The sequence below is a fragment of the Streptomyces typhae genome, from assembly GCF_009755605.1.
GTDB classification, from domain to species: domain Bacteria; phylum Actinomycetota; class Actinomycetes; order Streptomycetales; family Streptomycetaceae; genus Streptomyces; species Streptomyces typhae.
In genome coordinates this window covers 185,567-200,005 of record NZ_WPNZ01000012.1, presented here as the reverse complement: position 1 = coordinate 200,005, position 14,439 = coordinate 185,567, and the positions used below count along the sequence as shown (strand labels likewise).

Annotated in this window: 13 protein-coding genes; 12 read left to right on the top strand and 1 reads right to left on the bottom strand. The window is 71.5% G+C overall.

Annotated features, from left to right (window positions below; genetic code table 11):
* Positions 1–23: 23 nt before the first annotated feature.
* The 4 genes from GPA10_RS22760 (at position 24) to nusB (ending at position 3,181) form a co-directional block, all read left to right on the top strand.
* Positions 24–956 (top strand): Pro-rich N-terminal domain-containing protein, encoded by a 933-nt coding sequence (locus tag GPA10_RS22760; protein ID WP_157167110.1) that lies wholly within the window; start codon positions 24–26, stop codon positions 954–956.
* Between the two features lie 66 nt (positions 957–1,022).
* The gene (locus GPA10_RS22755; protein ID WP_157167109.1) at positions 1,023–2,129 is read left to right on the top strand and encodes an aminopeptidase P family protein; all 1,107 of its coding nucleotides are present in this window, start codon (positions 1,023–1,025) and stop codon (positions 2,127–2,129) included.
* 51 nt (positions 2,130–2,180) lie between these two features.
* Positions 2,181–2,747, top strand: a complete 567-nt coding sequence (efp, locus tag GPA10_RS22750) for an elongation factor P (RefSeq protein ID WP_058851893.1) — start codon at positions 2,181–2,183, stop codon at positions 2,745–2,747.
* 2 nt (positions 2,748–2,749) lie between these two features.
* Complete coding sequence (nusB, locus tag GPA10_RS22745) at positions 2,750–3,181, top strand: transcription antitermination factor NusB (protein ID WP_343041226.1); 432 nt, start codon at positions 2,750–2,752, stop codon at positions 3,179–3,181.
* 206 nt (positions 3,182–3,387) lie between these two features.
* Here nusB and bldD read toward each other — a convergent pair whose 3' ends face one another.
* Positions 3,388–3,888 (bottom strand): transcriptional regulator BldD, encoded by a 501-nt coding sequence (gene bldD, locus GPA10_RS22740; RefSeq protein WP_016638847.1) that lies wholly within the window; start codon positions 3,886–3,888, stop codon positions 3,388–3,390.
* 232 nt (positions 3,889–4,120) lie between these two features.
* Between bldD and pyrR the strand changes: the two genes are divergently transcribed.
* The 8 genes from pyrR to pyrF all read left to right on the top strand — a co-directional run bounded on the left by pyrR (position 4,121) and on the right by pyrF (position 14,347).
* Entirely contained in the window at positions 4,121–4,741 is a 621-nt protein-coding gene (gene pyrR / locus GPA10_RS22735) for a bifunctional pyr operon transcriptional regulator/uracil phosphoribosyltransferase PyrR (protein WP_157167108.1), read from the top strand.
* A gap of 133 nt (positions 4,742–4,874) precedes the next feature.
* On the top strand, positions 4,875–5,861 hold the full coding sequence (locus GPA10_RS22730) for an aspartate carbamoyltransferase catalytic subunit (protein ID WP_157167107.1): 987 nt from the start codon (positions 4,875–4,877) through the stop codon (positions 5,859–5,861).
* Between the two features lie 4 nt (positions 5,862–5,865).
* Entirely contained in the window at positions 5,866–7,152 is a 1,287-nt protein-coding gene (locus GPA10_RS22725; protein WP_157167106.1) for a dihydroorotase, read from the top strand.
* A 5-nt stretch (positions 7,153–7,157) separates the two neighbouring features.
* Positions 7,158–7,802 (top strand): PH-like domain-containing protein, encoded by a 645-nt coding sequence (locus GPA10_RS22720; RefSeq protein WP_246259565.1) that lies wholly within the window; start codon positions 7,158–7,160, stop codon positions 7,800–7,802.
* On the top strand, positions 7,799–8,983 hold the full coding sequence (gene carA, locus GPA10_RS22715; RefSeq protein ID WP_157167105.1) for a glutamine-hydrolyzing carbamoyl-phosphate synthase small subunit: 1,185 nt from the start codon (positions 7,799–7,801) through the stop codon (positions 8,981–8,983). Before GPA10_RS22720 ends, carA begins: the two co-directional genes overlap by 4 nt.
* Positions 8,976–12,284, top strand: a complete 3,309-nt coding sequence (gene carB, locus GPA10_RS22710; protein WP_343041225.1) for a carbamoyl-phosphate synthase large subunit — start codon at positions 8,976–8,978, stop codon at positions 12,282–12,284. The genes carA and carB overlap by 8 nt, the downstream gene beginning before the upstream one ends.
* Positions 12,285–12,392: 108 nt before the next feature.
* On the top strand, positions 12,393–13,496 hold the full coding sequence (locus GPA10_RS22705; protein ID WP_157167104.1) for a quinone-dependent dihydroorotate dehydrogenase: 1,104 nt from the start codon (positions 12,393–12,395) through the stop codon (positions 13,494–13,496).
* Positions 13,497–13,501: 5 nt separating this feature from the next.
* Complete coding sequence (pyrF, locus tag GPA10_RS22700; protein ID WP_058851901.1) at positions 13,502–14,347, top strand: orotidine-5'-phosphate decarboxylase; 846 nt, start codon at positions 13,502–13,504, stop codon at positions 14,345–14,347.
* Positions 14,348–14,439: the final 92 nt, after the last annotated feature.

Sequence of the window (14,439 nt, the reverse complement as noted above, 5' to 3'; positions counted from 1 at the left end):
CGTACGAGACGGAGTGGCACCGGATGCAGCACGCAGTGGGGTCTCCGCTGCCGCCGCCCCCTCAGCCGGGGCACGGACCGGCCACCGGCTGGTCCCAGGCCGCACATCACCCGGGCGCCCCAGCGACCCCGCCCGCACCGGGCGTCCCCCAGGGCCGCGCGGCGCCGCATGCCCCCGCGGCACAGCACGCTCCTGCGGCGGCACCCCACTCTCCCGCGGCGGCACCGCACGCTCCTGCGGCACAGCACGCCCAGGCGGGTCCGCACGGCCATCCGGTGGCGCCACCCGCCCCGCCGGTTCCCCCGGTCCGCGAGACCACGGGCCACATCCAGCTTCCGCCCGGCGGCCCCGTGGCCATGCCGAGCCCGCCGCCCGGCGCCGCCCCTGCCGACACCGGCTCCACGACGCTCGCCGTGCTCCTGATCGGACCCGCGGGCGCGGGCAAGACCAGCGTGGCGAAGTTCTGGGCCGAGCACCGGCGCGTGCCGACGGCCCACATCAGCCTCGACGACGTGCGCGAGTGGGTCCGCTCGGGCTTCGCCGACCCCCAGTCGGGCTGGAACGACCACTCCGAGGCGCAGTACCGCCTGGCCCGCCGCACCTGCGGCTTCGCCGCGCGCAACTTCCTGGCCAACGGCATCTCCTGCGTCCTCGACGACGCCGTCTTCCCGGACCGCCCGGTCGTCGGCCTCGGCGGCTGGAAACGGCACGTGGGCCCGGGTCTGCTGCCGGTGGTCCTGCTCCCGGGCCTGGAAGTCGTCCTGGAGCGCAACTCCCAGCGCAGCGGCAACCGCCGCCTCACCGACGAGGAGGTGGCCCGCATCCACGGCCGCATGGCCGGCTGGTACGGCTCGGGCCTCCCGATCATCGACAACTCCCAACTCGACGTGCCCGCCACGGCCCGAGTCCTGGACGACGTCCTGGCCCGCGCCATCACGAGCCCGCCGAAGTGGTGACGGCCGACCACCCCGTCCGGACGCGCTGAAACGGCCGGTCCGTCCGCGCGCTCATAGGCTCGCCCCATGTCAGAGGTGTACGCCGCGCGCAGGGAGCGGCTCAGGGAGCGCTGTGCGGGGAGCGGGAGTGCCGCGGCGGTGGTGTCGCGGCCCGCGAACGTGCGGTATCTCGCGGGGGCCGCGCCCAGTGGTGCGGTGCTGCTGCTCGGCAGGACCGAGGACGTGCTGGTGTGCGGGCGCCCGCCGGGGGAGGAACCCGGTGCGGAGCGGCCGGACGCGGGCTTGCGGACGCATGTCCTGGAGTCGCGCGGCGGTGACCCGGTCGTCGCCGCGGCCGGGCAGGCGGCGGCGCAGGGCGCCGAGACGCTGGCCGTGGAGGAGCACCATCTGACCGTGGCCCGCCACCACGCGCTGACGTCGGTGGCACCGGCCCTGCGCCTGGCCGACCTGGCGTGCGGCGTGGAGCAGCTCCGCCTCGTCAAGGACGAGGAGGAGATCTCCTGTCTGCGGATCGCCGCCGAGATCGCCGACCAGGCCCTGGGAGAGCTTCTCGAATCGATCCTGGTCGGGCGTACGGAACGGCATCTCGCCCTGGAGCTGGAGCGCCGCCTCGTGGACCACGGCGCCGACGGCCCCGCCTTCCCGACCTCCGTGGCCACCGGGCCGAACTCGGGGCGCGGCGGCCACCGCCCCACCGACCGCAGGGTCGAGGAGGGCGACTTCCTCTCCGTCTGCCTGGGCTCGTGCTACCGCGGCTACCGCAGCGAGATCGGCCGCACCTTCGTCATCGGCACCTCGCCCGCGGACTGGCAGATCGAGCTGTACGACCTCGTCTTCGCCGCTCAGCGAGCCGGCCGGGAGGCCCTCGTGCCCGGTGCCGCGTACCGTGACGTGGACCGCGCGGCCCGCCATGTGCTGGACGCCGCGGGGCATGCGGACGGACTTCCTCCACGCACCGGGCACGGGGTCGGACTCGAAATCGACGAGGACCCGCAGTTGGCCCCCGCGGCCATGGGTAAACTGGACGCTTGCGTGCCGGTCACCGTCGAACCGGGGGTCCATCTCCCGGGCCGGGGCGGGGTCCGGATCGATGACACGCTCGTCGTCCGCTGCGAAGCGGACGGCGGACCCGAGCTACTCACCATCACGACCAAGGAGCTGCTCGCGCTCTAGCGCGTGCACGTGCCCGGGGTCGTCCACGTCAGTCCAGGAGATTCCGCAACCGTGGCTTCCACGAACGACCTCAAGAACGGCATGGTGCTCAAGCTCGAAGGCGGCCAGCTCTGGTCCGTCGTCGAGTTCCAGCACGTCAAGCCCGGCAAGGGCCCGGCCTTCGTGCGCACCAAGCTCAAGAACGTGCTCTCCGGCAAGGTCGTCGACAAGACCTTCAACGCCGGCGTCAAGGTCGAAACGGCCACTGTCGACAAGCGCGACATGCAGTTCTCGTACATGGACGGCGAGTACTTCGTCTTCATGGACATGGAGACGTACGACCAGCTGCACATCGACAAGAAGGCCGTCGGCGACGCCGCGAACTTCCTGATCGAGGGCTTCGAGGCCACCGTCGCGCAGCACGAGGGCGAGGTCCTCTTCGTCGAGCTGCCCGCCGCCGTCGAGCTCGTCATCCAGGAGACCGAGCCGGGCGTCCAGGGCGACCGCTCCACCGGTGGCACCAAGCCCGCCATCCTGGAGACCGGCCACCAGATCAACGTGCCGCTCTTCATCACCACCGGCGAGAAGATCAAGGTCGACACCCGCGACAGCAGCTACCTCGGCCGGGTGAACAGCTAACCGTGGCCGCCCGTAACACGGCCCGCAAGCGCGCCTTCCAGATCCTCTTCGAGGCCGACCAGCGCGGCGTCGACGTCCTGACCGTCCTGGCGGACTGGGTGCGGCACTCGCGGACCGACACCAGGCAGCCCCCGGTGAGCGAGTACACGATGGAGCTGGTCGAGGGGTACGAGAAGCACGCTTCCCGTATCGACGAGCTGATCTCGCAGTACGCCGTCGGGTGGACGCTCGACCGGATGCCGGTCGTCGACCGCAACATCCTGCGGCTCGGCGCCTATGAGCTCGTCTGGGTCGACGGTACGCCCGACGCGGTGGTCCTGGACGAAGCCGTCCAGCTAGCCAAGGAATTCTCCACGGACGAGTCGCCGGCCTTCATCAACGGCCTGCTCGGCCGGTTCAAGGACCTGAAGCCGAGCCTTCGCCGCGGCGAGTAGGCGAGAAGGCGAGAAGGCGTACAAGCGTGTAGGCATCCGCCGCTTTCCCGGTTCCTGGAGGGCCCGCAGCCATTCGGCCGCGGGCCCTCCAGGTTTTGCCGCGGCGCCCCTCAAGAGGCCGCGAAAAAGCCGCCGGGGTGGCCGGAAACCAATGGTTTCCGGCCACCCCGGCGGCACGTTTCTGCTCAATGCTCCCTTGGGAGAATTCAGACCTCTTCGTGGGCCACGGCGCGGCGCGCGTCCGCGTCGAGCACGCCCCAGCTGATCAGCTGCTCGGTGAGCACCGAGGGCGACTGGTCGTAGATCACGGCGAGGGTGCGCAGATCGTCCTGGCGGATGGAGAGCACCTTGCCGTTGTAGTCGCCACGCTGGGACTGGATCGTGGCGGCATAACGCTGAAGCGGGCCCGCCTTCTCGGCCGGGACGTGGGCGAGCCGCTCCAGGTCCAGGACCAGCTTGGGCGGGGGCTCGGCGGCACCGCCGGGCGGGGTGCCCGGAAGGAGTTCCTGCACCGGAACGCCGTAGAAGTCCGCCAGCTCGGCAAGGCGCTGCACGGTCACGGCACGGTCGCCGCGCTCGTACGACCCGACCACGACCGCCTTCCAGCGACCCTGGGACTTCTCCTCGACGCCGTGGAGGGAAAGGCCCTGCTGGGTGCGGATGGCGCGGAGCTTGGCCCCGAGCTGTTTGGCGTATTCGCTGGACATATAGCTCCCCGGACGCTGTGACAACGTGCGGCTCCGCCGCGCGGCTTGGTAACTCACTGTGAGGTTACGCAGCGTTACCTGCTTGCGTCAAGCCGAAAGAGTCCTGGGGCCCCTTCCGAGGGGGTGGTGACGGCGCGGGTTGCCGTTGCTGGTACCGTTGACCACGCAGTTGGCGCAATTTAGACGTCCTTTAAGGTCCGTCCCGTGAGGCGGAGAAGGAGGTCCGTTTTCCATGGACACGCATGATTCCGGTGTCGCCCGGCCCGTTCTCGAAGGCCCCGACATCGCGCGGGTGTTGACCCGTATCGCACACGAAATCGTCGAACGCGCCAAGGGCGCGGAGGACGTGGTCCTCCTCGGCATTCCGACCCGCGGCGTCTTCCTCGCCCAGCGGCTCGCCGCGAAGCTGGAAGAGATCGTCGACGCCGTTGGCGGCTCCGGCCGCAAGATCCCGGCCGGCGGCCCCGGCCGCAAGATCCCGGTCGGCTCCCTCGACATCACGATGTACCGCGACGACCTGCGCATGCACCCCCCGCGCGCGCTCGCCCGCACCGACATCCCCTCCGAGGGCATCGACGGCCGCCTGGTCGTCCTCGTCGACGACGTGCTCTTCTCGGGCCGCACCATCCGTGCCGCCCTCGACGCCCTGAACGACATCGGCCGCCCGCGCGCCGTGCAGCTCGCCGTCCTCGTGGACCGCGGCCACCGAGAACTGCCCATCCGCGCCGACTACGTCGGCAAGAACCTCCCGACGTCGTTGCGGGAGACGGTCAAGGTCCAGCTCGCCGAGGAGGACGGCCGCGACGCCGTGCTGCTCGGTGCCAAGCCGACTGCTCCGGCAGGCGAGCGCTAGCTCCTTCCCGTACGGCCGGACGCTCGGGCCCTCCTGGTCCGTGCCCGGGCCGACGCGCCCGCATGCCCGCCGTGCCCCGGGGACACCCCGTCCGGGCCCCCGCACACCTGAATTTTCCTACGGAGCCCACCAGATGATGCGACACCTCATCTCGGCCGCCGACCTCACCCGCGACGACGCCGTGCTCATCCTCGACACCGCGGAGGAGATGGCCCGCGTCGCGGACCGGCCGATCAAGAAGCTGCCCGCGCTGCGCGGCCGCACGGTCTGCAACCTCTTCTTCGAGGACTCCACCCGCACCCGGATCTCCTTCGAAGCCGCCGAGAAGCGACTCTCCGCGGACGTCATCAACTTCGCCGCCAAGGGGTCGAGCGTCTCCAAGGGCGAGTCCCTGAAGGACACCGCCCAGACCCTGGAGGCGATGGGCGTGGACGCCGTCGTCATCCGGCACAGCGCCTCCGGCGCCCCGTACCGCCTCGCCACCTCCGGCTGGATCGACGCCCCCGTGATCAACGCGGGCGACGGCACCCACCAGCACCCCACCCAGGCGCTCCTGGACGCGTTCACCATGCGCCGCCGCCTGACCGGCCCGGACGCCGGGCTCGGCCAGGGCCTCGACGGCAAGCGGATCACGCTCGTCGGCGACGTCCTGCACAGCCGTGTCGCCCGCTCCAACGTCGACCTGCTGCACACCCTGGGCGCCGAGGTCACGCTGGTCGCGCCGCCCACCCTGATCCCCGTCGGCGTCGAGACCTGGCCGTGCGAGGTCAGCTACGACCTCGACTCCACGCTCCCCAAGTCCGACGCCGTGATGATGCTGCGCGTCCAGCGCGAGCGGATGAACGCCGCGTTCTTCCCGACCGAGCGCGAGTACTCCCGCCGCTACGGCCTGGACGGCGACCGCATGGCCCGGATGCCGGGACACGCCATCGTGATGCACCCGGGCCCGATGGTCCGCGGCATGGAGATCACCGCCGAGGTCGCCGACTCCGACCGCTGCACGGTGATCGAGCAGGTCGCCAACGGCGTCTCCATCCGCATGGCCGTCCTGTACCTGCTGCTCGGCGGCAACGAACCCGCCGTCACCCACACCCGCCCCACCGCCTCCGAGGAGAAGTAGAACGATGAGCAAGATCCTGATCCGCGGTGCGCAGGTGCTCGGCGGCGAACCGCAGGACGTCCTGATCGACGGCTCCGAGATCGCCGGGGTCGGCCAGGGGCTCTCCGCCGAGGGCGCCGACGTCGTCGAGGCCGACGGCAAGATCCTGCTGCCGGGCCTGGTCGACCTGCACACCCATCTGCGCGAGCCCGGCCGTGAGGACTCCGAGACGGTCCTGACCGGTACGCGCGCCGCCGCCAGCGGCGGCTACACCTCCGTGTTCGCCATGGCCAACACCTTCCCCGTCGCCGACACCGCGGGCGTCGTCGAGCAGGTCTACCGGCTCGGCAAGGAGTCCGGCTACTGCGACGTGCAGCCCATCGGTGCCGTCACCGTCGGCCTGGAGGGCAGGAAGCTCGCCGAGCTGGGTGCCATGCACGAGTCCGCGGCCGGTGTCACCGTCTTCTCCGACGACGGCAAGTGCGTCGACGACGCTGTGATCATGCGGCGCGCCCTGGAGTACGTGAAGGCGTTCGGCGGCGTCGTCGCGCAGCACGCGCAGGAGCCGCGGCTCACCGAGGGCGCCCAGATGAACGAGGGCGTCGTCTCGGCGGAGCTCGGTCTCGGCGGCTGGCCCGCCGTCGCCGAGGAGTCGATCATCGCCCGCGACGTGCTGCTGGCCGAGCACGTCGGTTCGCGCGTGCACATCTGCCACCTGTCGACCGCGGGCTCCGTGGAGATCGTGCGCTGGGCCAAGTCGCGCGGCATCGACGTCACGGCCGAGGTCACCCCGCACCACCTGCTCCTCACCGACGAGCTCGTGCGGTCCTACAACCCGGTCTACAAGGTCAACCCGCCGCTGCGCACCGAGCGCGACGTCATGGCGCTGCGCGAGGCCCTCGCCGACGGCACCATCGACATCGTCGCCACCGACCACGCCCCGCACCCGCACGAGGACAAGGACTGCGAGTGGGCCGCGGCCGCCATGGGCATGGTCGGCCTGGAGACCGCGCTTTCGGTCGTGCAGCACACCATGGTCGACACCGGCCTGCTCACCTGGGAAGGCGTCGCGGAGCGGATGTCGTGGGCGCCCGCGCGGATCGGCCGGGCCGCGGGACACGGCCGCCCCGTCTCAGCGGGCGAGCCCGCGAACCTCACGCTGCTCGATCCGGCATACCGTGGATCCGTGGACCCCGCGGGATTCGCCTCCCGCAGCCGCAACACCCCTTACGAGGGCCGTGAGCTGCCGGGACGCGTCACACACACGTGGCTGCGGGGCCGGGCCACGCTCGTCGACGGGAAGCTCCAGTGACCGCCATGCACCTTCTTGCCAGCCCGCACCTGACCTCCCTGGCCGCCGAGGAGAAGTCGGCCGAGGTCACCGACTGGGCCGCCCGCCTCGGCTGGGTCGTCGGCCTGCTGCTCTTCGTCGCCCTCGTCTACTGGCTGATGCGCGAGGGCTGGAAGTGGCGCGGCACCCTCCAGTCCGACCTGCCGGACCTCCCCGGCGCGCCGTCCGACCCCGGACCGGTGAGACTTGAGCTGACCGGCCGCTACCACGGCTCGACCACCGCGGGGCAGTGGCTCGACCGCATCGTGGCGCACGGCCTGGGCACCCGCAGCCGGGTGGAGCTGTCCCTCACCGACGCGGGGCTCGACGTCGTACGCCCCGGGGCCAGGGACTTCTTCATCCCGAGGGCGGCGCTGCGCGAGGCCCGGCTCGACAAGGGCATCGCGGGCAAGGTCCTCGCCGAGGGCGGCCTGCTGATCGTCACCTGGGCGCACGGCGACAAGCTCCTCGACTCCGGGTTCCGCTCCGACCGCGCCGCCGAGCAGGCGGACTGGGTCGAGGCCCTCAACAACATGATCGACAACACCGGTACAACGACCAGCACCGGTCCCAGCGGCGCCGAGCCCGGCACCGGGGCCGACAGCACGACGGAAACGGAAGGCGCACGATGACGACCTCCACTCGGGGAGCCGTGAAGACTCCCGCCGTACTCGTCCTGGAGGACGGCCGCATCTTCCGCGGGCGTGCCTACGGGGCGGTGGGGGAGACCTTCGGCGAGGCCGTGTTCTCCACCGGCATGACCGGCTACCAGGAGACCCTCACCGACCCGTCGTACCACCGCCAGGTCGTCGTGATGACCGCCCCGCACGTCGGCAACACCGGCGTGAACGACGAGGACCCCGAGTCCCAGCGGATCTGGGTCTCCGGCTACGTCGTGCGCGACCCCGCGCGCGTGCCCTCGAACTGGCGCTCCCGGCGCTCCCTGGACGAGGAGCTGGAGCGCCAGGGCGTCGTCGGCATCAGCGGCGTCGACACCCGCGCGCTCACCCGCCACCTGCGCGAGCGCGGCGCCATGCGCGTCGGCATCTTCTCCGGGGACGCCGTCGCCGCGGACGCCGAACTGCTCGCCAAGGTGCAGGACGCCCCGCAGATGAAGGGCGCGAACCTGTCCGCGGAGGTCGCCACCAAGGAGACGTACGTCGTCCCCGCGATCGGGCCCGACGGCGAAGCCCTTCCCCTGGGCACCGCGCGGTTCACGGTCGCCGCGGTCGACCTCGGCATCAAGGGCATGACCCCGCGGCGCATGGCCGAGCGCGGCATCGAGGTGCACGTCCTGCCGGCCACCGCGACCGCCGAGGACGTCTACGCCGTCAACCCCGACGGCGTGTTCTTCTCCAACGGCCCCGGCGACCCCGCCACCGCCGACGGCCCCGTCGCCCTCATGCAGGCCGTCCTGGAGCGCGGCACGCCGCTGTTCGGCATCTGCTTCGGCAACCAGATCCTCGGCCGCGCCCTCGGCTTCGGCACGTACAAGCTGAAGTACGGCCACCGCGGCATCAACCAGCCCGTGCAGGACCGCACCACGGGCAAGGTCGAGGTCACCGCGCACAACCACGGCTTCGCCGTGGACGCGCCGCTCGACCGGGTCTCCGACACCCCCTACGGCCGCGCGGAGGTCTCCCACGTGTGCCTCAACGACCAGGTCGTCGAGGGGCTCCAGCTCCTCGACCGGCCCGCGTTCAGCGTCCAGTACCACCCCGAGGCGGCCGCGGGCCCGCACGACGCGGCGTACCTCTTCGACCGCTTCACGTCTTTGATGAACACCGTTTCGATGGAGGGCCAGCGTGCCTAAGCGCACCGATATCCAGTCCGTCCTGGTCATCGGCTCCGGCCCGATCGTCATCGGTCAGGCCGCGGAGTTCGACTACTCCGGGACCCAGGCGTGCCGCGTCCTGAAGGCCGAGGGCCTGCGCGTCATCCTCGTCAACTCCAACCCCGCGACGATCATGACCGACCCGGAGATCGCCGACGCCACGTACGTCGAGCCGATCACCCCGGAGTTCGTCGAGAAGATCATCGCCAAGGAGCGCCCCGACGCGCTCCTGCCCACCCTCGGCGGCCAGACCGCGCTCAACACCGCGATCTCCCTGCACGGCAACGGCGTCCTGGAGAAGTACGGCGTCGAGCTGATCGGCGCGAACGTCGAGGCCATCAACAAGGGCGAGGACCGCGACCTCTTCAAGGAGGTCGTCGAGGCCGTCCGCGCGAAGATCGGCCACGGCGAGTCCGCGCGCTCGGTGATCTGCCACTCCATGGACGACGTCCTCAAGGGTGTCGACGAGCTCGGCGGCTACCCCGTGGTCGTGCGCCCCTCCTTCACCATGGGCGGCGCGGGCTCCGGCTTCGCGCACAACGAGGACGAGCTGCGCCGCATCGCGGGCCAGGGCCTCACGCTCTCGCCGACCACCGAGGTGCTCCTGGAGGAGTCCATCCTCGGCTGGAAGGAGTACGAGCTGGAGCTGATGCGCGACAAGAACGACAACGTCGTGGTCGTCTGCTCCATCGAGAACTTCGACCCGATGGGCGTGCACACCGGCGACTCGATCACGGTGGCGCCCGCGATGACGCTCACCGACCGCGAGTACCAGATCCTGCGGGACGTCGGCATCGCGATCATCCGCGAGGTCGGCGTCGACACCGGCGGCTGCAACATCCAGTTCGCCGTCGACCCCGAGGACGGCCGGGTCATCGTCATCGAGATGAACCCGCGCGTCTCCCGGTCCTCGGCACTCGCGTCGAAGGCCACCGGCTTCCCCATCGCGAAGATCGCCGCGAAGCTGGCCGTCGGCTACACCCTCGACGAGATCCCCAACGACATCACCGAGAAGACCCCGGCCTCCTTCGAGCCGACCCTCGACTACGTCGTCGTCAAGGCCCCCCGCTTCGCCTTCGAGAAGTTCCCGCAGGCCGACTCCACGCTGACCACGACCATGAAGTCCGTCGGCGAGGCCATGGCCATCGGCCGCAACTTCACCGAGGCTCTGCAGAAGGCGCTGCGCTCCCTGGAGAAGAAGGGCAGCCAGTTCACCTTCACCGGGAAGCCCGGCGACAAGTACACGCTGCTGCGCGCCGCCGTGCGCCCCACCGACGGCCGCATCAACACCGTCATGCAGGCCATCCGCGCGGGCGCCACGCCCCAGGAGGTCTTCGACGCCACGAAGATCGACCCCTGGTTCGTCGACCAGCTCTTCCTCATCAAGGAGATCGCCGACGAGCTGACGGCCGCCGAGAAGCTGGAGCCCGAGCTGCTCGCCGAGGCCAAGCGGCACGGCTTCTCCGACGCCCAGATCGCCGGGATCCGCGGCCTGCGCGAGGACGTCGTCCGCGAGGTCCGGCACGCCCTCGGCGTCCGTCCCGTCTACAAGACGGTCGACACCTGCGCCGCCGAGTTCGCCGCGAAGACGCCGTACTTCTACTCCTCCTACGACGAGGAGACCGAGGTCGCGCCGCGCGAGAAGCCCGCCGTGATCATCCTCGGCTCCGGCCCGAACCGCATCGGCCAGGGCATCGAGTTCGACTACTCCTGCGTGCACGCCTCCTTCGCGCTGAGCGACGCGGGCTACGAGACCGTCATGGTCAACTGCAACCCGGAGACCGTCTCCACCGACTACGACACCTCCGACCGGCTCTACTTCGAGCCGCTCACCCTGGAGGACGTCCTGGAGATCGTGCACGCGGAGTCCCTCGCGGGCCCGATCGCGGGCGTCGTCGTCCAGCTCGGCGGCCAGACCCCGCTCGGCCTCTCCCAGGCCCTGAAGGACAACGGCGTCCCGGTCGTCGGCACCTCGCCCGAGGCCATCCACGCCGCCGAGGACCGCGGCGCCTTCGGCCGCGTCCTCGCCGAGGCGGGCCTGCCCGCCCCCAAGCACGGCACCGCGACCACCTTCGCCGAGGCCAAGGCCATCGCCGACGAGATCGGCTACCCCGTCCTCGTCCGCCCCTCCTACGTGCTCGGCGGGCGCGGCATGGAGATCGTGTACGACGAGATCCGGCTCTCCGCGTACATCGAGGAGTCCACGGAGATCAGCCCGTCCCGGCCGGTCCTCGTCGACCGCTTCCTGGACGACGCCATCGAGATCGACGTGGACGCCCTCTACGACGGCCACGAGCTGTACCTCGGCGGCGTCATGGAGCACATCGAGGAGGCCGGCATCCACTCCGGCGACTCGGCGTGCGCCCTGCCCCCCATCACGCTCGGCGGCCACGACATCAAGCGCCTGCGCGCCTCCACGGAGGGCATCGCCAAGGGCGTCGGCGTACGCGGTCTGATCAACATCCAGTTCGCGATGGCCGGGGACATCCTGTACGTCCTGGAGGCCAACCCGCGCGCCTCGCGCACCGTCCCCTTCACCTCCAAGGCGACCGCGGTGCCGCTGGCCAAGGCCGCCGCCCGCATCTCGCTCGGCGCGACCATCGCCGAGCTGCGCGCCGAGGGCCTGCTCCCGGCGGTCGGTGACGGTGGCGAGCTGCCGCTCGACGCGCCGATCTCCGTCAAGGAGGCCGTGATGCCCTGGTCGCGCTTCCGCGACATCCAGGGCCGCGGCGTCGACACCGTCCTCGGCCCGGAGATGCGCTCCACCGGCGAGGTCATGGGCATCGACTCCGTCTTCGGCACGGCGTACGCCAAGTCGCAGGCCGGAGCGTACGGCCCGCTGCCCACCAAGGGCCGCGCCTTCATCTCCGTCGCCAACCGCGACAAGCGCTCGATGATCTTCCCTGCGCGGGAGCTGGTCGCCCACGGCTTCGAGCTGCTCGCCACCTCCGGCACGGCCGAGGTACTCAAGCGCAACGGCATCAACGCCACCGTCGTGCGCAAGCAGTCCGAGGGCGAGGGCCCGAACGGCGAGCGGACCATCGTCCAGCTCATCCACGACGGCGAGGTCGACCTCATCGTCAACACCCCGTACGGCACCGGCGGCCGCCTCGACGGGTACGACATCCGCACCGCCGCGGTGGCACGCTCCGTGCCGTGCCTGACGACCGTCCAGGGCCTGGCCGCGGCGGTCCAGGGGATCGACGCCCTCCACCACGGAGGAGTGGGCGTGCGCTCGCTCCAGGAGCACGCGGAACATCTGACCGCGGCCCGCGACTAGCAGCCCACGAGGGGGACACCGGATGCGGTGTCCCCCTCCTCATGAGGCCCTGGTCCCAGGGCCGTACAAGGACGCCTGGCACCCAGGGGCCCCTACAAGGACACCGACATGTACCCGTTCTTCTTCCGGCTCGTCTTCCGGCGCATGGACCCCGAACGCGCCCACCACCTCGCCTTCCGCTGGATCCGGCTCGCCGCCCGCGTCCCCGTCCTGCGCACGTTCGCCGCCGCCGCCCTCGCCCCGCGCCACAAGGAGCTGCGCACCGAGGCCTTCGGGCTGCGCATGCACGGCCCGTTCGGGCTCGCCGCCGGGTTCGACAAGAACGCCGTCGCCATCGACGGCATGGCGATGCTCGGCTTCGACCACGTCGAGATCGGCACGGTCACGGGCGAGCCGCAGCCCGGCAACCCCAAGAAGCGTCTGTTCCGCCTCGTGGCGGACCGCGCGCTGATCAACCGCATGGGCTTCAACAACGAGGGCTCCGCGGCCGTCGCCGCCCGCCTGGCGGCCCGGACGCCGGTCCTCAAGACCGTCGTCGGGGTCAACATCGGCAAGACGAAGGTCGTGCCCGAGGCCGACGCCGCCGCCGACTACGTGAAGTCCACCGAGCGCCTCGCCCGCCACGCCGACTACCTGGTCGTCAACGTCTCCTCGCCGAACACGCCGGGACTGCGCAACCTCCAGGCCACCGAGTCGCTGCGCCCGCTGCTCGGCGCCGTGCGCGAGGCCGCCGACCGCAGTGTCGACGGCCGCCGCGTCCCGCTGCTCGTGAAGATCGCGCCGGACCTCGCCGACGAGGACGTCGACGCCGTCGCCGACCTCGCCGTGGAGCTCGGCCTGGACGGCATCATCGCCACCAACACCACCATCGCGCGCGAGAGCCTCGGGCTCGCCTCCGACCCCGACCTCGTCGCGGAGACCGGCGGCCTCTCCGGCGCGCCCCTGAAGGAGCGCTCCCTGGAGGTCCTGCGGCGCCTCTACGCGCGCGTGGGCGACCGGATCACCCTCGTGGGCGTCGGCGGCATCGAGAACGCCGAGGACGCCTGGCAGCGCATCCTCGCCGGCGCCACGCTGGTGCAGGGCTACAGCGCCTTCATCTACGAAGGCCCCTTCTGGCAGCGCGCCGTCCACAAGGGCCTCGCCGCCCGCCTCGCCGCGTCCCCGTACGCCACCCTCGCCGAAGCCGTCGGCGCCGACACCCGAAAGGCCTGAGCCGCATGAGCACCCCGGAACCCTTCGGCGCCCGGCTGCGCCACGCCATGGACACCCGCGGCCCGCTGTGCGTGGGCATCGACCCGCACGCCTCGCTGCTCGGCGCCTGGGGCCTCGGCGACGACGTCCAGGGCCTGGAGACGTTCACCCGCACCGTCGTCGAGGCCCTGGCCGAGCAGGTCGCCGTCTTCAAGCCGCAGTCGGCGTTCTTCGAGCGCTTCGGCTCGCGGGGCGTCGCGGTCCTGGAGCGGGCGGTCGCCGACCTGCGGGCGGCGGGCGGCCTGGTCGTCATGGACGCCAAGCGCGGCGACATCGGCTCCACCATGGCCGCGTACGCGGAGACCTACCTGCGCAAGGACGCCCCGCTGTTCTCGGACGCGCTGACCGTCTCGCCGTACCTGGGCTACGGCTCCCTGGCCCCCGCGGTCGAGCTGGCCCGGGAGAACGGCGCCGGTCTGTTCGTGCTTGCCCTCACCTCCAACCCGGAGGGCGCCGAGGTGCAGCGCGCCGTGCGCGAGGACGGCCGGAGCGTCGGCGCGACCATGCTGGCCCACCTGGCCGCGGAGAACGCCTCGGCGGCGCCCATGGGGTCCTGCGGAGCCGTCGTCGGGGCCACGCTCGGCGATCTGTCGACGTTCGACCTCGACATCAACGGGCCGCTCCTCGCCCCCGGCATCGGGGCGCAGGGCGCGACGCCCGCCGACCTTCCCCGCGTCTTCGGCGCGGCGGTGCGCGACGTCGTGCCGAACGTCAGCAGGGGCGTCCTCAGGGCGGGACCGGACGCGGGTGCGCTGCGCGGCGCCGCGGCACGGTTCGCGGACGAGGTGCGGGCGGCCGTGGCCGCCGCGTAGCCCTTCGGACTTCTTCCGGCGGGGGCGCATGTCCGGTTGCCACGGTTGCCACGGGAGCGAACGGCCGGTTCCTGCGGGAGCGAATGTCCGTT